The sequence below is a fragment of the Serratia sp. OS31 genome, from assembly GCF_014164835.1.
Lineage (GTDB): Bacteria > Pseudomonadota > Gammaproteobacteria > Enterobacterales > Enterobacteriaceae > Serratia > Serratia liquefaciens_A.
The window spans coordinates 18,224-40,617 of record NZ_JACJFQ010000020.1 but is presented as its reverse complement, the minus strand read 5'-3'; the positions used below and the strand labels follow the sequence as shown (position 1 = coordinate 40,617).

Annotated in this window: 20 protein-coding genes; 5 read left to right on the top strand and 15 right to left on the bottom strand. The window is 56.3% G+C overall.

Annotation, left to right across the window (positions count from 1 at the left end; translation table 11 throughout):
* Positions 1-70 precede the first annotated feature (70 nt).
* Positions 71-646: a Fe-S biogenesis protein NfuA gene (nfuA, locus tag H5P17_RS16810; protein WP_006328556.1), complete on the bottom strand. Its 576-nt coding sequence runs from the start codon at positions 644-646 to the stop codon at positions 71-73.
* Positions 647-713: 67 nt separating this feature from the next.
* A complete protein-coding gene (gntX, locus tag H5P17_RS16805) occupies positions 714-1,397 on the bottom strand; it encodes a DNA utilization protein GntX (RefSeq protein WP_182824126.1) in 684 nt (227 codons plus the stop codon).
* A gap of 42 nt (positions 1,398-1,439) precedes the next feature.
* Here gntX and bioH point away from each other — a divergent pair, with 42 nt between their 5' ends.
* On the top strand, positions 1,440-2,216 hold the full coding sequence (gene bioH / locus H5P17_RS16800; RefSeq protein ID WP_182824124.1) for a pimeloyl-ACP methyl ester esterase BioH: 777 nt from the start codon (positions 1,440-1,442) through the stop codon (positions 2,214-2,216).
* A 260-nt stretch (positions 2,217-2,476) separates the two neighbouring features.
* Entirely contained in the window at positions 2,477-2,761 is a 285-nt protein-coding gene (locus tag H5P17_RS16795; RefSeq protein ID WP_044554791.1) for a YdgH/BhsA/McbA-like domain containing protein, read from the top strand.
* Between the two features lie 37 nt (positions 2,762-2,798).
* Here H5P17_RS16795 and H5P17_RS16790 read toward each other — a convergent pair whose 3' ends face one another.
* From H5P17_RS16790 to greB, 5 genes are all read right to left on the bottom strand, one after another.
* Complete coding sequence (locus tag H5P17_RS16790; RefSeq protein ID WP_044554790.1) at positions 2,799-3,041, bottom strand: FeoC-like transcriptional regulator; 243 nt, start codon at positions 3,039-3,041, stop codon at positions 2,799-2,801.
* Complete coding sequence (gene feoB, locus H5P17_RS16785; protein WP_182824121.1) at positions 3,041-5,356, bottom strand: Fe(2+) transporter permease subunit FeoB; 2,316 nt, start codon at positions 5,354-5,356, stop codon at positions 3,041-3,043. Before feoB ends, H5P17_RS16790 begins: the two co-directional genes overlap by 1 nt.
* 65 nt (positions 5,357-5,421) lie before the next feature.
* Positions 5,422-5,646: a ferrous iron transporter A gene (gene feoA, locus H5P17_RS16780; RefSeq protein WP_037426593.1), complete on the bottom strand. Its 225-nt coding sequence runs from the start codon at positions 5,644-5,646 to the stop codon at positions 5,422-5,424.
* A 632-nt stretch (positions 5,647-6,278) separates the two neighbouring features.
* Entirely contained in the window at positions 6,279-8,609 is a 2,331-nt protein-coding gene (locus H5P17_RS16775) for a Tex family protein (protein ID WP_182824119.1), read from the bottom strand.
* 157 nt (positions 8,610-8,766) lie between these two features.
* Positions 8,767-9,240, bottom strand: coding sequence for a transcription elongation factor GreB (greB, locus tag H5P17_RS16770; protein WP_044554786.1), 474 nt, complete (start codon positions 9,238-9,240; stop codon positions 8,767-8,769).
* Positions 9,241-9,658: 418 nt separating this feature from the next.
* Between greB and ompR the strand changes: the two genes are divergently transcribed.
* Entirely contained in the window at positions 9,659-10,378 is a 720-nt protein-coding gene (ompR, locus tag H5P17_RS16765; protein WP_004709363.1) for a two-component system response regulator OmpR, read from the top strand.
* A complete protein-coding gene (envZ, locus tag H5P17_RS16760; RefSeq protein WP_182824117.1) occupies positions 10,375-11,754 on the top strand; it encodes a two-component system sensor histidine kinase EnvZ in 1,380 nt (459 codons plus the stop codon). Before ompR ends, envZ begins: the two co-directional genes overlap by 4 nt.
* A 16-nt stretch (positions 11,755-11,770) precedes the next feature.
* Here the strand turns inward: envZ and H5P17_RS16755 are convergent, their stop codons facing one another.
* From H5P17_RS16755 to H5P17_RS16725, 7 genes are all read right to left on the bottom strand, one after another.
* Positions 11,771-12,250, bottom strand: coding sequence for a type II toxin-antitoxin system VapC family toxin (locus H5P17_RS16755; protein ID WP_044554784.1), 480 nt, complete (start codon positions 12,248-12,250; stop codon positions 11,771-11,773).
* Positions 12,247-12,510, bottom strand: coding sequence for a plasmid stabilization protein (locus tag H5P17_RS16750; protein ID WP_044554783.1), 264 nt, complete (start codon positions 12,508-12,510; stop codon positions 12,247-12,249). The genes H5P17_RS16755 and H5P17_RS16750 overlap by 4 nt, the downstream gene beginning before the upstream one ends.
* Positions 12,511-12,637: 127 nt before the next feature.
* Positions 12,638-14,257: a phosphoenolpyruvate carboxykinase (ATP) gene (gene pckA, locus H5P17_RS16745; protein ID WP_182824115.1), complete on the bottom strand. Its 1,620-nt coding sequence runs from the start codon at positions 14,255-14,257 to the stop codon at positions 12,638-12,640.
* Between the two features lie 196 nt (positions 14,258-14,453).
* Complete coding sequence (gene hslO, locus H5P17_RS16740; protein WP_182824113.1) at positions 14,454-15,332, bottom strand: Hsp33 family molecular chaperone HslO; 879 nt, start codon at positions 15,330-15,332, stop codon at positions 14,454-14,456.
* A 25-nt stretch (positions 15,333-15,357) separates the two neighbouring features.
* The gene (hslR, locus tag H5P17_RS16735; protein WP_182824111.1) at positions 15,358-15,765 is read right to left on the bottom strand and encodes a ribosome-associated heat shock protein Hsp15; all 408 of its coding nucleotides are present in this window, start codon (positions 15,763-15,765) and stop codon (positions 15,358-15,360) included.
* A complete protein-coding gene (yrfG, locus tag H5P17_RS16730) occupies positions 15,762-16,442 on the bottom strand; it encodes a GMP/IMP nucleotidase (protein WP_044554780.1) in 681 nt (226 codons plus the stop codon). The genes hslR and yrfG overlap by 4 nt, the downstream gene beginning before the upstream one ends.
* A 97-nt stretch (positions 16,443-16,539) precedes the next feature.
* A complete protein-coding gene (locus tag H5P17_RS16725; RefSeq protein ID WP_182824109.1) occupies positions 16,540-18,672 on the bottom strand; it encodes an intracellular growth attenuator family protein in 2,133 nt (710 codons plus the stop codon).
* 467 nt (positions 18,673-19,139) lie between these two features.
* Here H5P17_RS16725 and nudE point away from each other — a divergent pair, with 467 nt between their 5' ends.
* Positions 19,140-19,694: an ADP compounds hydrolase NudE gene (gene nudE, locus H5P17_RS16720; protein ID WP_006319109.1), complete on the top strand. Its 555-nt coding sequence runs from the start codon at positions 19,140-19,142 to the stop codon at positions 19,692-19,694.
* 48 nt (positions 19,695-19,742) lie between these two features.
* Here the strand turns inward: nudE and mrcA are convergent, their stop codons facing one another.
* Positions 19,743-22,301: a peptidoglycan glycosyltransferase/peptidoglycan DD-transpeptidase MrcA gene (gene mrcA, locus H5P17_RS16715; protein ID WP_182824107.1), complete on the bottom strand. Its 2,559-nt coding sequence runs from the start codon at positions 22,299-22,301 to the stop codon at positions 19,743-19,745.
* Positions 22,302-22,394: the final 93 nt, after the last annotated feature.

Here is a 22,394-nt window from a genome sequence, read left to right as displayed (position 1 = left end):
ATGCCGGATTGGCTTAACCTAATCCGGCATTTTTTTATCCGCCCTGGGTAGGCTGCCCTGGTTCAGGAGATCAGTAGTAAGAGTGCTCGCCGCGCTGGTGCTCGGTCAAATCGCGCACGCCTTTCAGTTCAGGGAACTTCTGCAGCAGCTCTTTCTCGATGCCTTCCTTCAGCGTCACGTCGACCATTGAACAACCGTTACAGCCGCCGCCGAACTGCAGGATGGCCAGGCTATCATCGGTGATTTCCATCAGCGTCACGCGGCCGCCGTGGCCGGCCAACTGTGGGTTGATCTGCGACTGCAGCACGTATTCAACACGTTCCATCAGCGGCGCGTTGTCGTCTACCTTGCGCATTTTGGCGTTTGGCGCTTTCAGCGTCAGCTGCGAGCCCAGTTGGTCGGTGACGAAGTCGATTTCGGCATCTTCCAGATACGGTTTGCTCAGCTCGTCGATATAGGCGGACAGCTTTTCGAACTTCAGCTCGGTGTCTGTCGCTTCCACGGCGTCCGGCGGGCAATAAGAGACACCGCATTCGGCCGTAGGCGTACCCGGGTTGATCACGAATACGCGGATTTGGGTGCCTTCCTCTTGGTTTGCCAGCAGTTTGGCAAAGTGTTCCTGTGCAGTATCTGTTATACGAATCATGGCATTAGCTCGTTAGTTCAAATAGTTGACTTTAATACTAGGTTATAATACGCCCATTGCCCTGGCACTACAACGTGCGGCAAACGCACCAGATCTGGATCGATGCGGCTCCCTGCCGCTGCAACAACTTGGCGATTTCCATGACCGTGCTGCCGGTCGTCACCACATCGTCCAGCAGGGCGACGTGTCGGCCCGTCATGGCTTCATGGCAACGAAACGCACCGCGCAGATTGCGCCGCCGCGCGCGGGCCGATAGCCGTAGCTGCGGGGCCGTTTTACGCACCCGGCTCAGGGCGGCGGGGCGATAATCGCACCCTAGCCAGTGGGCCAGCGGCCGCGCCAGCAGATCGCTCTGATTATAGCCACGCCGCCAGCAACGTTTTGCCTGCAAGGGTACCGCTAAAATGATATCGGGTCTGTTCAGATATTGCTCTCGATGCGCCTGTTGCCAGTTCAGCAGGATTAGCCGCGCCAGCAGCGGGGCCAGCTCCGGCGTGTGCTGAAACTTGAACTTTTTTATCAGTTGGCGCAGCGGCGCGGCATAGTCATTGACGAACACCAGCGCCTGCCAGGGCGGCGGCTGTTGCAGGCAGCGGCCACAAGGTAATCTGGCATCGCCGGCGGGCAGGCCGCAGCGCGGGCAGCACAAAGGTTTGGCGGGCATGTGACGCAGGCAGTAGCTGCAGATCCCCTGACCATGAAGACGCAGCGACTGTCGGCATAGCCAACAGCGGCTCTGGATTGATAGCATAACCGTCCTCCCTGACGGATGAGAATGAAAGGACAATAACGGATGAGTGCGTTGTACTGGCAAACAATAGGTGAAGGCGATCGCGATCTTGTGCTGCTCCACGGCTGGGGGCTGAATGCCGAAGTGTGGCATTGCATGATTGAGCGACTGACGCCGCATTTCCGCCTGCATCTGGTCGACCTGCCGGGCTATGGCCGTAGCCAGGGGTTTGGCCCTATGTCACTCGAACAGATGGCGGAAACCGTAATGGCAGCGGCGCCGGCGCAGGCCTGGTGGCTGGGCTGGTCGCTGGGCGGGCTGGTGGCCAGCCAGATTGCATTGCTGCAGCCGCAACGGGTGAGCGGGTTGATCACCGTAGCTTCATCACCCTGTTTTGCCGCTCAGGATGACTGGCCGGGGATCCGCCCGGAGGTGTTGAGCGGTTTCCAGCATCAGCTGGGGCAGGATTTTCAGCGTACCGTAGAGCGTTTTCTGGCATTGCAGACGCTGGGAACGGAAAGCGCGCGGCAAGATGCCCGCCTGCTGAAATCGGTGGTGCTTAACCAACCGGTGCCAAGCGTTGAGGTATTAAACGGCGGGCTGGAAATACTGCGAACGGCCGATTTGCGCCAGCCACTGGCCAAGCTGCCGTTGCCGCTGTTGCGGGTTTACGGTTATCTGGACGGTTTGGTGCCGCGTAAGGTGGCAGAACTGCTTGATGCCAAGTGGCCAAACTCGCCATCAATCATCATTGCAAAAGCAGCTCATGCACCATTCATTTCCCACCCTGATGAATTTGCAGAAATTATTGGCACCTTTGTGGCCGAAAATGGGATCTGACCCCAAATCGCACAATAAAGCGCTAAAAAAAGAGCCGCTTAGTGGATAAAAAATAAACCTGTTCGATACTTAGGTGGGTAACTGCGTTGGCTGCAAAATGAAAAAACGCGTGCGTATTTTCATTCGGCGTTTCGTCTCTGGGAAAACGGTCTCGTCAGGGAAAGCAACGAGGTCCGAAGATGTCACGGCAGTCAGTATTATCGCGCATTTACTCTGGACGGCTTTCATAACAAATAAATTATCCCTTGAGAGGTATGGTAATGAAATCTTTGAAAATGATTGTTGCAGCGTTAGTTGTGGGTTCCGTGTCTTTCAGCACCCTGGCGGCGACCTTGCTGACCAAGGAAGATCTGGATAAGAATCCGGGTAAATACGAGAAGCTCGGTACGGTAACCACCACCGCACAAACCACATCGCCGATGGATGCTAAAGAAGAGCTGTCCAAACTGGCTGATGAGAAAGGCGGACAATATTACGTGATCCTGGCAGGCCGTGAGCACGGCAAGTTCAGTGCTATCGCCGAAGTGTACAAAGACAAGCAATAATCCAGAAGGGGGCGCGCCTCGTGCCGCGCCCCACCTCTCAGTGTTTTAACCGATATATCACCGTACTGCTGCACGCTTTGCCTTCCGGACAGCTTTTGCAACTGCCGCTCAGGCAAGCGCTGTTATCCTGCTCGATACGCTCCACTTTTCCCATCGCGACCAAACGCTCCAGCATTGCCTGCACCAGCGGCAGCGGGGCCGCCAACTGACGGCTGAGCTGAAGCGCCTGCACGCTACCGTGCAGCGCCAATGCGTCGCGGATCTGCAGCAGGCCGGCCATCAGTGGCAATTGCCCTTGGCACCCTGACAACAGGCCGCCGGAGTGGCGTTGCTCAGGCGTACCGTGACCCGACTACGTGCCCGACGCAGGCCGAACAGGATCAGCAGATTGAACACCACCACGATGGCGATCGCCGTCAGGCTGTACTGCGGATGCTGGCTGAAGGTGGCAATCTGATAAAACAGCGTGGCCAGCGAGTAGGCGACGTTCAATCCCCAGAGAATGGAGAAGGTCATCCAGCCGCGGCTGGATTCGCGGGCGATGGCCCCCATCACCGAGACGCAAGGGACGTACAGCAAGACAAAGATCAGGTAGCTGTAGGCCGAAACCCCGGAACCGAATTTGCTGCTCATAACGCCCATTGAGCCGACGTCCATTTCCCCGTCGCCTTTGCTGGCCTCAATCGGGTTGGACAGTACGCTCAGGCTGAAGGTGTCTTTCAGCCCTTGCCAGGTGGTGTCCAATGCGCCACCCAGTTCATCCAGCAGGTTAAAGTTGGCGGCATCAAACTCGGTGCTATTGATATGTTCGGCGGTGTACAGGGTATTTAGCGTACCGACCACCACTTCTTTCGCCATGGCACCGGTCACCAGGCCGACGGTAGCCTGCCAGTTGTCGCTGTGCACACCCATAGGTTGCAGCAGCGGCGTCAACACCTTGGAGACCGATGCCAGCGCCGAGTCATTAATGTTATCCACCGGCTTGCCGCTGAACGAAAAGCTGTTCAGGCCGCCAATAAAGATGCTGGCAACCACAATCACCTTACCGGCGCGCAGCACGAAGCCTTTCAGACGCTGCCAGGTTTGCAGCAGCAGGCTTTTCAGGTGCGGCACATGGTAAACCGGCAGCTCCATTACGAAGGGGGAGGCTTCACCGCGCATGATGGTGTACTTCAACACCAATCCGGTGAGGATCGCCACCACAATGCCGAGCATATACAAGGAGAACACCACCCCCGCGCCGTCCTGGCCAAAGAAGGCGGCAGCAAACACGGCGAAGATCGCCAACCGGGCGCCGCAGGACATGAAGGGTGCCATCATGATGGTAATCAGGCGTTCGCGCTGCGCATCCAGCGTGCGGGCGCCCATGATTGAAGGAACGTTACAGCCGAAGCCGACGATCAGCGGCACGAAGGACTTGCCGGGCAACCCGAGCGCCTGCATCAGGCGATCCATCACGAATGCCGCACGCGCCATATAGCCGGAGTCTTCGAGGAACGACAGGAACAGGTACATCATGCCAATTTGCGGTACCAGCGGCAGCACGGTGTTGATACCGCCACCGACCCCCTGCGCCAGGAAAATGGTCAGCCATTCAGGGAAGTGCAGGGTATAGCCCAGCCATTGAATACCCTGAATAAAGATTGCCGCCGACCCGATATCAAAGATCGGTTGCAGTGCGCCGCCGAGGTTGATGGCCAGCAGGAACATCAAATACATCACCAGCAGGAAGATGGGCACCCCTAACCAGCGATTGAGGATCACTTTATCCAGAGCTTCGGTCAGGCGGTTCGGCATGGCCTGCTGTGAATTGCTGACGGCATCGCACAGGGTGGCGATTGACTGATAACGTGCATCGGCAATCACCAGCGCCGGGTCTTCCTGTTGCTGCCGTTGCAGCGCCTGTCTGGCGGCCGGCAGCAGGGCCGCCGCAGGGCCGGCAAGCTGGTGGCTGTAGATATCGCCTTCCAGCATCTGCAGTGCCAGCCAGCGGCGTTGCTCGCTTGGCAGGGTCTGCGGCATGGCGTCGCTCAGCGTGGTCATTTCCTTGAGCAGCAACGGCGGGTAGTTCACCAGCGCTTTTAATTCGTTGAACTGATGGTTGTCGATCATCTGCTTCAGCACGCCAATGCCGTCGGCTTTGGTGGACACCATCGGCACCACCGGGCAGCCGAGACGTGCCGACAGCGCCGCGATATCGATATTAATTTTTTGGCTTTTGGCGATGTCCAACATATTCAGCGCGACAATGCAGGGGATGCCCAGCTCCAGCAGTTGCAGCGTCAGATACAGATTGCGCTCCAGGTTGGAGGCATCGACCACGTTGATCAGCAGATCGGCGTCGCCGCTGAGAATGTAGTGGCAGGCAATTTGCTCGTCGAGTGAGGTTTGCTCCGAGATGGTGGTCAGGGAGTAGGTGCCGGGCAGATCGACCAGTTTCACCTGCGATTGCGGGGTGTTGAACAGGCCTTCTTTGCGCTCAACCGTCACGCCAGCCCAGTTACCGACCCGCTGGCGCGCCCCGGTCAGCTGGTTGAACAGCGTAGTTTTGCCGGAGTTGGGGTTGCCTATTAAGCCAATCGTGAGTTTTTTCATAGTTTAGCGTGATATCAGTCGAAGAAAATTGGGCCAGGCGATGCGCATGGCCAAGGCACAACGGCTCAGGATTGGCCGTCGAGCAGGATCAGGGCCAGATCTTTCCGGCGCAGCACCAGGCTGACGCGGCGGGTTTTGATTTCTATGGGATCACCCAATGGCGCTACGCGTACCACTTCAAATGACGACCCTGGCAGCATGCCGAGGGATAAAAGTTTTTGGCGATAAGCCGGGCCGATTTCATTGGCGAAGCCGGCGATCTTATAAGATCGTTTAGGCAGAAGATGCATGTAACCTTCTCTAAGCCCAGGCTATTGGGCTGGTGATGATAAAAGAACGTTCCAATGGCAGTTCCGAGATAAAAACCACGGGCTGCCGACGCTTTCAATCCATGAGGTAATGCAGTGAACACGCAAAATAATAATAGTGAGAATAATTATCGTATTCAATACAAAAAATAGGGGTATTGGTAACCAAAGGTTGTGGCGATCACATTTAGTGAATGCAATTGCCTGACAGCGCTATTTTTATCACCGTGCCGGGCGGGGTGCAAATGCGAATGGTGAGTTAAATCAGTTACGTTATTGTAGTAATTTTTTCTACTTTGAAAAAATTAACGACATATTCGACTGCTTTTATTCGATGGCGTCACTATCGGTATTTATTTGGCAACATTTAACAGGCTGAATACGAGCGCTAACCATTTGTGTTTCGCTGGGAAATGCTGAAATGAGAATTTAATGTTAATAACGATGTTAATGAATGGCGATTCGACGTTTTTTCCGGGCTTAAAGTCGGAGTGATTATTGCTGTCGGTAGCGCGGAAGAAGAATGCAGTTTTATTGAGGCGGGTCAAAAAAAGGTGAGGATATTTAGCGGAAAAGGGAGAGGTTAACCCCTCCCTGTGCATCTTGCGTTTTGACTACGACTTTTTGCCGAAGGCGGCAGCCAGTGCGTCGCCCATGGCGCTGTTGCCAGCCGAGGTGTTGCCACCGCGCGGTTTAGCCTTATTGGCCTGCGGTCGGGTAGCGTTGTCCCGGGCCGGCGCCGAATTGCCGCCGCGGCGTGGGGAACCTTCACCCGGTTGCTCGTCCAGGCGCATGCTCAATGCTATGCGTTTACGTTGCAGGTCCACTTCCATCACCTTCACTTTGACGATATCGCCGGCTTTCACCACGGTGTGCGGATCTTCGACAAACTTGTCCGCCAGCGAGGAGATATGCACCAGTCCATCCTGATGCACGCCGATATCCACAAAGGCACCGAAGTTGGTGACGTTGGTGACCGAACCTTCCAGGATCATTCCCGGTTGCAGGTCGTTGAGGGTTTCCACGCCCTCGGCGAAGGTTGCGGTTTTGAATTCCGGACGAGGATCGCGCCCCGGTTTCTCCAGCTCCTTCAGGATGTCGGTCACCGTCGGCACACCGAACTTCTCGTCGGTAAAGTCGCTGGCCTTCAGGCTACGCACCGCCGCCGGGTTGCCCATCAGATCCTGCAGAGCCTGACGAGTTGCCGCCAGAATGCGTTCGACCACCGGGTAGGTTTCCGGGTGAACCGTCGAGGCGTCCAGCGGGTTGTCGCCGTGGTTGATACGCAGGAAGCCGGCGCACTGTTCAAAGGCTTTCGGCCCCAAGCGGCTGACTTTCAGCAGTTGTTCGCGGTTGCTGAAGCGACCATTTTCGTCGCGCCAGGTGACGATGTTCTGCGCCATCATGCGCGTCAGGCCAGCTACGCGGGTCAACAGCGGCACCGAGGCGGTGTTCAGATCGACGCCGACGGCATTCACGCAGTCTTCGACCACGGAATCGAGCTTTTTCGCCAGTTGGCTTTGGCTGACGTCATGCTGATACTGGCCGACGCCGATGGATTTCGGGTCGATTTTGACCAGCTCGGCCAGCGGATCCTGCAGACGACGTGCGATGGATACCGCACCGCGCAGCGAGACGTCGAGGTTAGGGAACTCCAGCGCCGCCAGTTCGGAAGCGGAGTACACCGAAGCGCCGGCTTCGCTGACGATCACCTTCTGCGCTTTGACTTCGCTGAACTGCTGTTGCAAGTCGAGGTAAAAGCGCTCGGTCTCGCGCGATGCGGTGCCGTTGCCGATGGCGACCAGTTCCACTTTATGCTTGATGCACAGTGCGGCGACGATGGCTGCGGCTTTGGCGGCCTGGCCCGTGTGCGGGTAAACGGTGTCGGTGGCGACCAGCTTGCCGGTAGCATCGACTACCGCCACTTTGACCCCGGTACGCAGGCCCGGATCCAGCCCCATGGTGGCGCGCATACCGGCCGGTGCCGCCATCAGCAGGTCATGCATGTTACGGGCAAAGACGTTGATCGCTTCGTCTTCCGCACGTTCGCGCACGGTGCTCATCAGTTCGGTTTCCAGATGCAGCAGCACCTTGATACGCCAGGTCCAGTTGACCACCGCTTTGCGCCAGGCGTCCGCCGGAGCATCATTCAGGCGCAGATCCAGATGGCTGATGATGATCTGCTCCGCCTGGCTTTCGCGTGGGGCTTCTTCAAACTGGGGATCGGCATTCAGCGCCAGCTGCAGTACGCCTTCGTTACGGCCGCGGAACATGGCCAGCGCACGGTGCGATGGCACCTGGGCAATGGGTTCATGGTGATCGAAATAGTCGCGGAACTTGGCCCCGGCCTCTTCCTTGCCTTCCACCACTTTGGACACCAGATGCGCATGTTTCCACAGGTAGTTACGGACCTTGGCCAGCAATGCGGCGTCTTCGGCGAAACGCTCCATCAGGATGTAACGCGCGCCGTCGAGGGCGGCTTTTACGTCCGCTACGCCTTTGTCTGCATCAACGTAGCCTTCGGCCAGTTGTTCAGGTTGCTGCTGAGGATCCTGCCACAGGGTGTCTGCCAGAGGCTCCAGACCGGCTTCAATCGCGATCTGACCGCGGGTGCGGCGCTTGGGTTTGTAAGGCAGGTAGAGGTCTTCGAGTTCGGTTTTGCTTTGCGTGGCGGTGATTGCCGTCGCCAGCTGTTCGGTCAGTTTGCCCTGCTCGTCGATCGATTTAAGGATGGTCTGACGGCGGTCTTCCAGTTCACGCAGATAACCCAGGCGGGTTTCCAGCTGGCGCAGTTGGGTATCGTCCAGACCCCCGGTGACTTCCTTACGATAGCGTGCAATAAAGGGCACGGTATTACCTTCATCCAGCAGACGGATGGCGGAGTCAACTTGCTCCGGCCGGGCCTGCAGTTCTGTTGCAATAATGCGGCTCAGTGGGTCATTCATAAGTCTGGTATCTGTTGAGAACGGTTGGTAAACAGGGGGACAGTTATACGGATTGCGCGGGGAAAATGCCAGTGGAGCGGGCCGCCTCTCGACAGTCATAGCGCGTAAAGCGGCCTGTACTGCGGCGGCGGGCGGCCGCTCGGAAAAAACTGAAATCTTATTTTACGTACTCGATCTCATTCACGTACCACAGGGCATCGCCGACCGGCGTATTGACGGTGGCTGCATCGCCCACTTCTTTTTTAAGCAGCGCGCGGGCCATAGGCGAATCGATGGAGATGTAGTCTCGGCGGCCAAAAATTTCGTCATAGCCGACGATGCGGAAGCGTTTAATGTCGCCGTCCTCATTTTCTACCACCACCCAGGCGCCGAAAAACACTTTGCCTTCCTGCTGCGGCGAGTAATCGACAATCTTCAATTGCTCGAGGCATTTGGTCAGGTAGCGCACGCGGCGATCGATTTCCCGCAGTCGCTTTTTATTGTACTGATAATCGGCATTTTCACTTCTGTCGCCGAGGCTGGCTGCCCAGGTCACTTTTTTGGTGACCTCTGGCCGATCTTCGCGCCAGAGAAAGTCTAATTCCTGCTTTAGCTTGTCGTAACCTTCGCGGGTTATCAGCTGCGTTCTCATCGTGGTTCCGCCTTTAGGGGCATATCAAAGGGAAGGACGTCATTGCATTGGCAAAGTGTCGCACAAACTCGCATCGGGCTGTAGGCTGCTGTTGCACAATCAAATGAGCGTTAATCATCGGCTACGCGGCAAAATTGCCGGTGCTCGCGTTTCTTATCGCCCCGGCTGAGTTACACTGCCGAATCAGCCGTCGGGTATGCCCGCCTGCCATAAGACGCGGTGCTTGTAAATTTAACCTATGCGCATCGGGATTTTGGCGGATCGTCGCGGGCATTTTGATGAAAATTGTTGATAAATGGGCAAAAGAATAAGCTTTGTAACAATTTCGTCTAGAATATATACCATTAAACGCTGTCCGAAATGACAGGGTTTTTTAACAATATTCACGTCAGGCAATAAAGCCTTTGGGAGTAATACAATGCAAGAGAATCATAAGATTCTGGTCGTCGATGATGACATGCGCCTGCGTGCGCTTTTAGAGCGTTATTTAACCGAACAGGGTTTTCAGGTTCGCAGCGTAGCCAACGCTGAGCAAATGGATCGCTTGCTGACTCGTGAATCATTCCACCTGATGGTGCTGGACCTGATGTTGCCGGGCGAAGACGGGCTTTCCATCTGCCGCCGTCTGCGCAGCCAAAGCAACCCTATGCCGATCATTATGGTTACCGCCAAAGGCGAAGAAGTCGACCGTATCGTTGGCCTGGAAATCGGCGCCGACGATTACATCCCAAAACCCTTCAACCCGCGTGAACTGCTGGCCCGCATCCGTGCGGTGTTGCGCCGTCAGGCCAATGAACTGCCGGGCGCTCCTTCACAGGAAGAGGCGGTGATCGCCTTTGGTAAATTCAAACTGAACCTGGGCACCCGCGAAATGTTCCGCGAAGACGAACCAATGCCGTTGACCAGCGGTGAGTTTGCGGTGCTGAAGGCACTGGTGAGCCATCCACGCGAGCCGCTTTCACGCGATAAGCTGATGAACCTGGCCCGCGGCCGTGAATACAGCGCCATGGAACGCTCCATCGACGTGCAGATTTCTCGTTTGCGTCGCATGGTAGAGGAAGATCCTGCGCATCCACGCTACATCCAGACCGTTTGGGGTCTTGGCTACGTCTTCGTCCCGGACGGCAGCAAGGCATGAGACGATTGCGCTTTTCACCGCGTAGCTCGTTTGCCCGAACCCTGCTATTGATCGTCACCCTGCTGTTCGTCAGCCTGGTGACGACCTATCTGGTGGTGCTGAACTTTGCCATCCTGCCCAGCCTGCAGCAGTTCAATAAGGTGTTGGCCTACGAAGTTCGTATGCTGATGACCGACCGGCTGCAGCTGGAGGATGGGACGCTGTTGGAAGTGCCGCCGGCGTTCCGTCGCGAAATCTATCGCGAACTGGGAATTTCTCTCTACACCAATTCTGCGGCGGAGGAGAGCGGCCTGCGCTGGGCGCAGCACTACCAATTCCTCAGCCAGCAAATGGCGCAGCAGCTCGGCGGGCCAACCGACGTCCGGGTGGAAGTGAACAAAAACTCACCGGTAGTGTGGCTGAAAACCTGGCTGCAGCCGGATATCTGGGTGCGTGTTCCGCTGACTGAAATTCACCAGGGCGATTTCTCGCCGCTGTTCCGCTATACCCTGGCGATTATGCTGTTGGCGATCGGCGGCGCCTGGCTGTTTATCCGTATTCAGAACCGCCCGCTGGTGGAGCTTGAGCACGCCGCTTTGCAGGTGGGTAAGGGCATCATTCCACCGCCGCTGCGTGAGTATGGCGCATCGGAAGTCCGTTCGGTAACGCGGGCCTTTAATCAGATGGCGTCGGGCGTCAAGCAACTGGCGGACGACCGCACATTGCTGATGGCCGGGGTGAGCCACGACCTGCGTACGCCACTGACGCGTATCCGTCTGGCGACCGAGATGATGAGTGCCGAAGACGGCTACCTGGCGGAGTCGATCAATAAAGATATTGAAGAGTGCAACGACATCATTGAGCAGTTTATTGATTATCTGCGCACCGGCCAGGAGATGCAGACAGAAATCAGCGACTTGAATAGCATTCTGGGCGAAGTGGTGGCCGCCGAGAGTGGCTATGAGCGGGTGATTGAAACCGCTTTGGCGCCGGGCGAGCTGATGATGAATGTGCATCCACTGTCGATCAAGCGTGCGGCGGTAAATATGGTGGTGAATGCGGCGCGTTACGGCAACGGCTGGATCAAAGTCAGCAGCGGCCGTGAGCTGCAGCGCGGCTGGTTCCAGGTGGAGGACGACGGTCCTGGCATCAAGCCGGAAGAGCTGAAGCATCTGTTGCAGCCGTTTGTCCGTGGTGACAGCGCGCGCAGTACCAGCGGGACCGGGCTGGGCCTGGCTATCGTACAGCGCATTATCGATGGGCATCATGGCGCACTGGATATCGGCACCAGCGAACGCGGTGGGCTGTTGATCCGGGCTTATATTCCGTTACCGATGGAGAAAAAAGAGTCGGGAAACGGGCATCAGGCAGCGAAAGATAACGCCAAACTCCCCTGACAGTGAGGTTGCCCTGTCAGGGCTTTCTGCTCATCACGTAGTACTCCGCCGCTTCTTCATGCAGACGCCGACCGGTGCTGGCTTGCCAGGGATCGATTAACTCAATGCCGCAATGGATAAAGTCTTGGGTATTGCGTGTGGCCAGGGTGGCACCGTAATGCAGGCAGGTGGCGGCGATTTGGGTGTCAGGAAAGCTGACGCCGATGCCTTGGCGGTGGTTGGCACCCATTAATTCCGCCTGCTGCAGAGCGCAGCCAGTATCAAAGGGCAAAACTCTTTCCGAAAACTCCTCATGCAGCATGACACCGAGATTGGTTTGCAACTCGGACTGTCTTTTGCCATAGGGCATACGGGCTATGCCGGTATAGAGTTCCGCGACTACGACAGCGCTCAGATAGAATTGATAGGTATCTTGTTGGTCCAGCCACCTTAAGACGTGATAATGAGGCGCCGGACGCAGCAATTCTAAAACTACATTGGTATCGAGAATAATCATACCTGGTCATCGTCGTCGTCAAAGGTGACAATCCGCGGCGGTGTTTTATCACGCGGCGGGATCTCCAGCTCAACGCCACCCAATTCGGCAAAGTGTTGATGCATACGCGTGCCTAAACCATAGCGCGGCGGTTTTTTCACCAAGGCCTGTTTCAAAATCATTCGAGCTTCCTCCTCCATGGAATGGCCATTTTTTGCTGCCGAGACGCGCAGCAACTCCTTTACTTCGTCATCCAGATTTCTGACGGTTATGGTAGCCATTGAAACCTCCTTTGCTATCAATGATTGCACTGCATTATTATCTCTTTGTGCCGCTCAAAAAACAACCGATGAAAATAAAAAAAGGCGTGATATCCACGCCTTAGAGGAAGCTGTAAAAAAGAAGGTATTACAGTTTTGGACCGGCGCTGACCAGTGCGGCACCTGCCGGGGTGTCAGTGTATTTGTCAAAGTTGGTGACAAAACGCTCGGCCAGATCCTGCGCTTTCTCTTGCCATTGCTCAAGGTTGGCGTAAGTGGCGCGGGGATCCAGAATGTCCGGATTAACGCCCGGCAGTGAGGTTGGCATCGCCAGATCGAAGATAGGCAGAGTAATGGTTTCTGCCTTATCGATTTCACCGCTGAGGATCGCATCGATAATGCCGCGAGTATCTTTGATCGAAATGCGTTTACCGGTGCCGTTCCAGCCGGTGTTAACCAGGTAGGCCTGGGCACCCGCAGCCTGCATACGCTTCACCAGGACTTCGGCGTACTGCGTTGGGTGCAGAGACAGGAAGGCTGCGCCGAAGCAGGCGGAGAAGGTTGGGGTCGGCTCGGTCACGCCGCGTTCGGTACCGGCCAGCTTGGCGGTAAAGCCGGACAGGAAGTGGTACTGGGTCTGGTTGGCGGTCAGGCGAGAAACCGGGGGCAGGACGCCGAAGGCGTCTGCGGTCAGGAAGATCACCTTGGTGGCGTGGCCAGCCTTGGAAACCGGCTTGACGATGTTCTGGATGTGATAGATCGGGTAGGAAACGCGGGTGTTCTCGGTTTTCGAGCCGTCGTTGAAATCAATCGTACCGTCGGCCAGCACCGTGACGTTTTCCAGCAGCGCATCGCGTTTGATGGCGTGATAGATATCCGGCTCGGCTTCTTCGGACAGCTTGATGGTTTTGGCGTAGCAACCGCCTTCGAAGTTGAACACGCCGTCGTCATCCCAGCCGTGTTCGTCATCGCCAATCAGCTGGCGTTTTGGATCGGTGGACAGGGTGGTTTTGCCGGTGCCGGACAGGCCGAAGAATACCGCCACGTCACCTTTTTCACCCACGTTGGCCGAGCAGTGCATGGAAGCGATGCCTTTCAGCGGCAGCAGGTAGTTCATCATGGAGAACATACCCTTTTTCATTTCGCCGCCGTACCAGGTGCCGCCAATCAGCTGCATGCGTTCGGTCAGGTTGAAAGCGACAAAGTTCTCCGAGTTCAGGCCCTGTTGCTGCCAGTTCGGGTTAGTGCATTTGGCGCCGTTCATCACCACGAAGTCCGGTTCGAAATCCTGCAGTTCTTCTTCCGTCGGGCGAATGAACATGTTTTTGACGAAGTGTGCCTGCCAGGCAACCTCGGTGATAAAGCGGACTTTCAAGCGTGAGTCGGCGTTGGCACCGCAGAAGGTATCCACCACAAACAGGCGTTTGCCAGAGAGCTGAGTGGTGACCAGCTGTTTCAGGTCAGCCCAAATTTCCGGACTGAGGGGTTTGTTGTCGTTTTTTCCTTTGCCCTGATCGGCCCACCAGACGGTGTTGCGGGTGATGTCGTCACGGACGATATACTTATCTTTCGGGGAACGGCCGGTAAAAATACCGGTGTCGACGGATACAGCACCCAGCTTGGTTACGACCCCACGTTCATAACCTTCCAGAGATGGGTCTGTTTCTTCCTTGAACAGCAAGTCATAACTCGGGTTGTGAACGATTTCGCCGACGTTATGAATCCCATAAGCGGCCAGATCCTGAGGGGTTATACCTTTAACACGCATGTCACTACTCCTTGGTCACAGAATTTCTGGCGCCAATTGTAGGGATTCAGCAGCGAGTAACCGCGATAGGTATCAAATATTTAACGTTTTAGTCGGTTTTTCGTTACGATCTGAGAGATAGCACACGGAAAAAAGCAAACGTGCAAACGAGGTGAATGAGCGGGCGCAGGGCGCGCCCGCCGATATGGGGTGCTACTTAGTGCAACTGCTCGCTTTCGTCGGTGTTACCAGTGTACAAGGCGGCAACGTCTACGGCGTCAAACACATAGTGATTGCCGCAGTAATCGCAGTGCATATCAATATTGCCATCCTGCTCGAGCATTTGGGCCACTTCTTCCGCCGGCAGGGTGATCAGCGCATCAGCGCAACGCTGGCGTGAACAGGTGCAACGGAAGATCACGTCCTGCGGTTCATACAGCGTGACTTCTTCCTGGTGATACAGGCGATACAGCACTTCGTTGGCCGGCAGGCTGAACAGCTCTTCGCTTTTCACCGTGTTGGTCAGCTGTACCAGATGATCGAAATCATCGGCATTGCCGTCCTGCGCCGGCAGCACCTGCAGCAACATACCGCCCGCGGCCGGTTGGCCTTCGAACTCGCCGGTGCGGATGAACAGACGGGTTGGCAGCTGTTCGGACTGGCGGAAGTAAGCCTCAAGGCATTCGGCCAGCGTTTCGCCTTCCAGTGCCACTACGCCCTGATAGCGCTCGCCTTCGGTTGGCGCGATGGTGATCACCATGACGCCATTGCCGATCAACTGATGCAGCGTGCTGTCATCGGCGATTTCGCTCTGTACGCGCGCTACGCCACGCATTTCCTGGCGGTTGTTGCCGTTAATCACCGCCAGCTTCAGCGGGCCGTCGCCCTGCAATTGTACGGTGATATCGCCGTCGAACTTCAAGGTTGCGGTCAGCAGGCTGGTGGCTACCAGCAGTTCACCCAGCAGTTTTTTAACCGGTGCCGGGTAATCATGGTTGTTCAGGACCTGCTGATAGGTTTCGCTGACGGTAACCAGCTCACCGCGCACCGCGTAGTTTTCAAACAGGTAACGGTGCAATTGGTCATGGTTAGACATAGTTTTCTCTCATTGCGGCGAGGGGTTATTCCTGCTCACCAAATTTAAATTTAATCAGGTCGCGCCGCTCTTTCTTGTCCGGACGGCGGTCCGGATGCGGCATGGTCAGCGCATTCATCTTGCGTGCGAGCGCCACTTTCTCTCGGTTGGCGATGCTGGCTTCGGTTTCCTGATACATTTGCTGCGCCTCGTCGGCGCCGCGCCGTTGGCTGGCCAGAGCCAGGACGATCACCGTGCGCTCATCATTACCCTGACGCAGCTTGATCTCGGCATTGAGCTCGACAATCTTGCTCGGCTTACCGCGCTGTCCGTTGTAGTGCACCTTGCCGCCGTCGATCATGTCCCGCGCCAACGCGCGGGTTTTGTAGAAACGAGCCGCCCAAAGCCATTTATCCAGCCGGACCGCGTCGTCCCGTGTTTCCTTATCTTTCATTGCTCCCCCTTGGCTAACGCCGGAATCAACAAGCGGTAGTCGCGCATTGCCGGGTAGTGTCGGAAAGTTTTCTCCGCCATGCTGGAGTCCGGATTCTGAACGCCCAGGCAATAGCGGATCCCGAAGGTGCGGGCAGCATCCAGAATAGGTTCACCGTCGTCGACGAACAGGGTGCGTTGCGGATCAAATCCGGTGTGTTGCTGCACGGCCTGCCACAAACGCTGATCTTCTTTCGGATAACCAAATGTGTGGGTAGAAAGTAATAAATCAAGGTGCCGATCCAAACCGGTATGCTCAATTTTTACCGCCAGGCTGTGCGGATGGGCGTTGGTCAACAGAATAGTCTGGTGACCTGCGGCTCGCAATGCCTGCAAAAAGGGCTCGGTATCCTCACGCAGGCGAGCTCGGCTGCCGACCTCCGTAGTCATGCGGTAAATATCAAGATCCAGCCGTTCGCTCCAGTAGTCGAAGCAGTACCAGTTCATGGTGTGCTGTACTGCCAGGTATTCCTGGTGAATGATTTTACGCGCTTCGTCGAACGGAATAGCGCGCTGCTCGCTCAGGGCCTGTGGTACCAGGCTGAGCCAAAAATGGCTGTCGAACTCCAGATCGAGCAGGGTGCCGTCCATATCCAGCAGCACGGTATCAATTTCACGCCAGTCAAACTCGGGAACCATGAAAACTCCATAGGCGAACCGTCGCGGGTCCGCAGGATAAGGGGAATAGCGTTAGCCTAGCATAAAGTGGGTGACAGGAAGCAGGCCGACGGATGACTCAGGGCATCGGCCGCAATGACATCGGGGAGAGCTGCGGGTTAAAGCAGCTTTCGTAATAGCGCTGGATATCGGCGGTTCGGTGCTGGTTGATGCGGCGGCGCTGTACCAGTCGCCAGGTGTTGTAACCCAGAACGACGGCGACCGTCAGCAGCAGCAGGCTGGTGCCGAGATAGCGCCACAGGGTGATGATATCCGGCTCGCTGTGCAGCGCAATATGGCGTGTGCCGTTGGCGTCGACGCTGATATTGGTGATCACGCCCTGAGCTTCAAACGGCGTATGCAGCAGCATGCTGGCCAGGCGTTGCAGCTCATTCCACTGATCAAGCGCGTTGTATTCGTTTAAGGGGACCGCAGGCTGGGGATGATTGACCAACTGCTTGCCTTCATCGCTGCTGATCAGGAACCCGCCAGGCGGAGGGCTGTTGAGCGCGGCGGCGGCCTGCCGGGTTTCGCTGTAGACAAACGACGATGCGGCAACCTTGGTCAGGCTTTCCAGCGATTCGGCGCTCACCGGGCGCAGCAACACGTTGACCCCCTGCAAAGCGCCCGACTTGGCGCGTTTTACCAGGGTTGCCCAGTTTTTGACGTTACCCAGGTTCACCAGGGCGTTCTTCAGCCGGACGCAGTCGTTGTCCGCCTGGCATAAATCCTGCGTTTTCAGCACGATATCGGAAAAATCATCCAACAGGATCATACCGGATTTTTCAATCGCGCTGGCCAGCTGCGGGTTGAGTTTCTGATCGGTACCGTCGGGATGCAACTGGGTATTGACCGTCGCCAGCAACGCGGAGGCTTTGTCGATGATATCGGACTCCGGCTGCGGCAGGGGGGCGGCGTTGTTCCAGTAAATGCCAGAGCAGTCGAAAGGCATAAAGTTGGAGGTGTGCGAACCGTTGACCGGTGGCGGCACATAACACATACCGTTTCCTTGCGCTTTCAGGGTATCGCCGATGCGCAAGGTTGCGCCTTCGAGAGCCTGAACGTTGGTCACTTCGATTTTTTGCGCGCCCTGCAGCCAGGCCATGCTCAGCTTAAGCGGCAGGCTTAGCGGAATATAGGTCAGCAGCAGCACCAGCACCAAAAACGAGCTGGCCATCAGCACCGCGTTTCTGCCCCATTGCTGTAACGGGAAGTTTTTCACCTCATCGTGCAGTGAGAGGAAACGTCCCTGGCGCAACACTTGGCGGTTAAGGTAGATATCCACGTCGGTGGTCTTGCCCAGATCCTGGGTGATATAAGGCTGCCAATGCGGCGGATAAATCAGATCGATGATGCCGAGAGAGATATTGCTGATCTGCCCCTGATTGGATTCGCCAAACAGCCCCCAGCGCTTGGGAGTACCCCGCAGGCAGTGCACTTCTTTAAGTTCACGCGTTGCCGGCCGACGGAACAGGTTCCAGCAGCCCCAGGAGATCATCAGCACGGCAACCAGAATCATCCAGGGGATAACCACCACCGGGCTTATCAGGCTGAAGAACAGCAGCAGCAGGGCGGCCGAGATAACGGCGGCCTCCTTGATGCCGTTCGGGCGAGTCAGCGCATGTTCTTCCGGCGTTTCCTTGCGGATATTCACCAGCTCGACGAGTTCGCTCTCCTCCTTGCGAATGGAGGCATTTTGACTCGGGGCGGCTTTCACCACCGGCGGTTGCGGCCGATCGTGAATATGGTCTTTCAGCGAATGCCCATTGAGGGAGATGACCAGCGGTAACGTCTGGGTTCTGATCACTTCCACATGGTTATCGGCGCTGATGTACTGCTCCCAGAACGGCGGCAGATGCACCTCTTCAGCGTCCAGATAATAGCGCCACTTGTTGGGTTCATCGCTGGCCAGCCCGTAGCGGGTAATGGCATGGGTGATGGGATAGACGTTGTCGCTCTGCGGTGTCAGAGCCAGCTTGGCGGAAGGCAGCGAGCTGTTGCCGGGCAACAGTTTGTTGCTCAGCTTATTTTGCTGGCCGAGATAATGCTCAACGGCAGCGCGCTCTTCGCCAGTCAGTTTACGGTGTGTGGGTTTGATAAAGGGCAACGCGCGCGTCAGCAGCGGCTGATTGCGGGCTTTAAACCAGAGATACAGGCCGGCGGCAATCAGGCAGGCAAGCACTAAGGCCAATATCAACACTATTGTGCTCATGCTATCCCCATCTTGAACCCGTGAACCTCACCAACCTGATGAATCGTGGCGCATTATACGCAGCCAAATCATCAAGAGACACCCCGAACAGTGACGGGAGAACAGATTCTCCGTTGGGATCTCATTTATTGATAATAATTGCCCGTTTTATCGCCATGCCTTACCTGTGTGATGATAGCAATCGGGCCCTTCTATCGGTATCGGCATTATCTTATTTTAATGCACTCTTTTTTGCTTGAGAGAGGCAGAAAATCGGCCAGCGCTGGCTACAGTTGTTAAAAAAAAGTAAATTACTGCTTGTGCTCGTTGCGGGAAAGGTTCTCATTAACGCACAATGTGATCAAGATCGGATTTGGTCAGCGTTTGAACGCAAGTGAACTGCGCGTCACGCCAATCACTATTCTGGTTATCCGCGCCATCACGTCTGAAATTGTGGCCTGTCGCCGGATAACTCATTTGAGGCAATCATGGATAAACACCTGCAAAAACCTAAAATTCTGAAAGTGGAAACGGTCGCGCGTTCGCGTTTATTTAACGTTGAGTCCGTCGATCTGGAGTTCAGTAACGGTGTACGGCGGGTGTACGAGCGGATGCGGCCCTCGGACCGTGAGGCCGTGATGATTGTGCCGGTGATTGGCGACGACTTGCTGCTGATCCGTGAATATGCGGTGGGCACCGAATCCTATGAGCTGGGGTTTCCCAAAGGGTTGATCGATCCTGGTGAAGGCGTGCTGGAGGCGGCGAACCGCGAACTGATGGAAGAGGTGGGTTTTGGCGCCAAACGCTTTGACTTCCTCAGCAAGCTGACGATGGCGCCGTCATACTTTTCCAGCAAAATGAATATCGTGCTGGCACACGATCTCTACCCGCAGAGTCTGGAAGGGGATGAGCCGGAGCCCTTGCCGCAGGTACGCTGGCCGATTGCCGATATGATGGCGTTGCTGGCTGAACCGGATTTCCGTGAGGCGCGCAATGTCAGCGCGTTGTTCCTGACCGAGGCATTTTTACGCGGTTCGCGTTAATCTTTGAATCCTAAATAAAAAAAGGCCAGAGAAATCTGGCCTATTTTGTTAGAACAGCTCGTGGCTCTCACCGCCGGGATCCGTCAACGTAGTGCCGGTATCTCGCGATGGGTAGTCCGTTGGCTGAGTCCCTTCGATGAAGTACTCGGAGCGACTGCCGCCGCCGCCGCCAGAAAGCTTGCCGCTGCTCTTGTCGATGGTAACGCTGATGATGCCCGGTGGTGGAGTGACCTTCTGCTCCGGAATGCCTTCCAGCGCGGTTTTCATAAAGTCGTCCCATGCCGGCTGTGCACTCTTCGCACCGCCTTCGCCGCCGGAGACCTGATCCGGTATCGCACCTGAAACCGTAGCACGGCCAAGGTCGCGGCGATGGTCATCAAAACCAATCCATACCGAGGTCACGGTATCCGGGCCATAACCGGAGAACCAGGCGTCTTTCGAGCTGTTGGTGGTCCCGGTTTTACCGCCGATATCACGACGCTTCAGATCGCGTCCTGCACGCCATGCCGTGCCCATCCAGCCCGGTTCGCCGAAGATGTTGCTGTTCAGCGCGTCGTGCATCAGGAACGCCAGCGGGGTGCTGATCACGTGTGGCGCATACTGCTGATCACCATCCTGGAGCACCTGAGCCGGAGTCACCTGCTCCAGTTGCGGCATAGGCACGCTGCCATTCTTGCCTTCCTGCGACGTCGCGACATTTTCAATATTGTCTTCAGAAAGTACGGCAGAACGGTGGGTATCACCGTAGATCACCGGCAGGTTACAGCTGCTGCAGACAATCTTCGGCTTGGTTTCGAACACCGTGTTGCCGCTATCGTCTTCAATCTTGGTGATAAAGTATGGATCCACCAGGTAACCGCCGTTGGCCAGAACCGCATAGCCACGCACCAGTTGCATAGGGGTGAACGAAGCGGAACCCAGCGCCAGCGATTCGGTGTGCACGATGTTCTGTGCCGGGAAGCCGAAACGCTGCAGGTATTCTGCCGCATAGTCGACGCCCATCGCGCGCATAGCACGTACCATCACCACGTTTTTAGATTGCCCCAGCCCCTGACGCAGGCGAATTGGCCCATCGTAGGTTGGCGGTGAGTTCTTCGGTCGCCAGTCGGTGCCGGCGCCCGGATCCCAACGGGTGATCGGCAGGTCATTCAGGATGGTTGCCAGGGTCAGGCCCTTGTCCATCGCGGCGGTGTACAGGAAAGGTTTGATATTCGAACCGACCTGACGCAGCGCCTGGGTAACGCGGTTGAACTTGCTCTGGTTGAAGTCGAACCCGCCGACCAGCGCCTTCACGGCCCCGTCATTCGGGTTGATCGACACCAGGGCCGAGTTGACGTCCGGCACCTGTGACAGCCACCAATTCTCGCCCACCTTACGCACCCAGACTTGCTGACCGGCCTGCACTACGTCGGTAACGCGTTTCGGCGTTGGGCCCTGCTGAGTATCGGATTTGTAAGGACGCGCCCAGCGCATGGTCGCCATCGGTAGCGCAATATGGCTGCCGTCAGCCATCATGGCCGTCGCTTCTTCGGCGTTGGCCGCGACAATCACCGCCGGAGACAGCGGGCCGTAGTTCGGCAGATTCTTCAAGGAATCGACGATCTGTTTTTGATCCCACGCCGCTTCGCCGACTTTCCACAGCACGTTGGACGGGCCACGGTAACCGTGGCGCATATCGTAGGCCAGCACGTTGTTACGTACCGACTCCTGCGCCGCCAACTGCAGCTTTTTGGTGATGGTGGTGTAGACCTTGTAACCGTCGGTATAGGCGTTGTCGCCATAACGTTTGATCATCTCCTGACGCACCATCTCGGAGAGATACGGGGCGGAGAAGCTGATTTCCGGTGCATGGTAGTTGGCCACCAGTTCTTCGCTGCGAGCCTGATCGTACTGCGCCTGAGTGATGTAATGCTCATCCATCATGCGCGACAGCACCACGTTGCGGCGCGCGACGGCGCGATCGTGGGAGTAGAGCGGGTTGAAGGTAGACGGCGCTTTCGGCAAGCCGGCAATGGTCGCCATTTCGCTTAAGGTGAGCTGGCTAACGTCTTTACCGAAGTAAACCTGAGCCGCGGCACCCACGCCATAGGCGCGATACCCCAGATAGATTTTGTTCAGGTACAGCTCGAGGATTTCGTCTTTGCTCAGCATCTGTTCGATGCGAATCGCCAGGAAAGCTTCCTTGATTTTTCGCATCAGGGTGCGTTCCGGGCTTAAGAAGAAGTTCCTAGCCAACTGTTGGGTAATGGTACTCGCCCCCTGGGACGCGTGGCCGGAGACCAGCGCAATAGAGGCAGCACGGAAGATACCGACCGGGTCGACGCCATGATGCTCATAGAAGCGGCTGTCTTCGGTGGCGATAAACGCATGCACCATAACCGGTGGAATTTGGTTCAGTTTCAACGGAATACGGCGTTTTTCACCGTATTGGGCGATCAGTTCGCCGTCGGCGCTGTAAACCTGCATCGGTATTTGCAGCCGCACATCTTTCAGCGTCGCAACGTCAGGCAACTGTGGCTCGACATATTTGTACAAGCCAAAGATCGAGGCTGCCCCCAACACGATGCAACACACTGCAAGGATTAGTAAATACTTTACGAACTTCACCTGAGATTTCCCATTTTCATGTCATTTGGGCAGTTTATAAACAACCGCGCGGTAGTATAAAGGCAAGCCTGCAACATGGATATGTTCTTTTAT

Excerpts from the sequence above, each read along its gene's own strand:
- nfuA (WP_006328556.1), bottom strand. The coding sequence starts at position 646 with ATGATTCGTATAACAGATACTGCACAGGAACACTTTGCCAAACTGCTG.
- H5P17_RS16750 (WP_044554783.1), bottom strand. The coding sequence starts at position 12,510 with ATGGCTACCATAACCGTCAGAAATCTGGATGACGAAGTAAAGGAGTTG.
- envZ (WP_182824117.1), top strand. The coding sequence starts at position 10,375 with ATGAGACGATTGCGCTTTTCACCGCGTAGCTCGTTTGCCCGAACCCTG.
- pckA (WP_182824115.1), bottom strand. The coding sequence starts at position 14,257 with ATGCGTGTTAAAGGTATAACCCCTCAGGATCTGGCCGCTTATGGGATT.
- ompR (WP_004709363.1), top strand. The coding sequence starts at position 9,659 with ATGCAAGAGAATCATAAGATTCTGGTCGTCGATGATGACATGCGCCTG.
- H5P17_RS16755 (WP_044554784.1), bottom strand. The coding sequence starts at position 12,250 with ATGATTATTCTCGATACCAATGTAGTTTTAGAATTGCTGCGTCCGGCG.
- H5P17_RS16795 (WP_044554791.1), top strand. The coding sequence starts at position 2,477 with ATGAAATCTTTGAAAATGATTGTTGCAGCGTTAGTTGTGGGTTCCGTG.
- feoB (WP_182824121.1), bottom strand. The coding sequence starts at position 5,356 with ATGAAAAAACTCACGATTGGCTTAATAGGCAACCCCAACTCCGGCAAA.
- H5P17_RS16775 (WP_182824119.1), bottom strand. The coding sequence starts at position 8,609 with ATGAATGACCCACTGAGCCGCATTATTGCAACAGAACTGCAGGCCCGG.
- greB (WP_044554786.1), bottom strand. The coding sequence starts at position 9,240 with ATGAGAACGCAGCTGATAACCCGCGAAGGTTACGACAAGCTAAAGCAG.
- yrfG (WP_044554780.1), bottom strand. The coding sequence starts at position 16,442 with ATGGTTCCCGAGTTTGACTGGCGTGAAATTGATACCGTGCTGCTGGAT.
- H5P17_RS16790 (WP_044554790.1), bottom strand. The coding sequence starts at position 3,041 with ATGGCCGGCCTGCTGCAGATCCGCGACGCATTGGCGCTGCACGGTAGC.
- gntX (WP_182824126.1), bottom strand. The coding sequence starts at position 1,397 with ATGCTATCAATCCAGAGCCGCTGTTGGCTATGCCGACAGTCGCTGCGT.
- feoA (WP_037426593.1), bottom strand. The coding sequence starts at position 5,646 with ATGCATCTTCTGCCTAAACGATCTTATAAGATCGCCGGCTTCGCCAAT.
- bioH (WP_182824124.1), top strand. The coding sequence starts at position 1,440 with ATGAGTGCGTTGTACTGGCAAACAATAGGTGAAGGCGATCGCGATCTT.
- hslO (WP_182824113.1), bottom strand. The coding sequence starts at position 15,332 with ATGTCTAACCATGACCAATTGCACCGTTACCTGTTTGAAAACTACGCG.
- H5P17_RS16725 (WP_182824109.1), bottom strand. The coding sequence starts at position 18,672 with ATGAGCACAATAGTGTTGATATTGGCCTTAGTGCTTGCCTGCCTGATT.
- hslR (WP_182824111.1), bottom strand. The coding sequence starts at position 15,765 with ATGAAAGATAAGGAAACACGGGACGACGCGGTCCGGCTGGATAAATGG.
- nudE (WP_006319109.1), top strand. The coding sequence starts at position 19,140 with ATGGATAAACACCTGCAAAAACCTAAAATTCTGAAAGTGGAAACGGTC.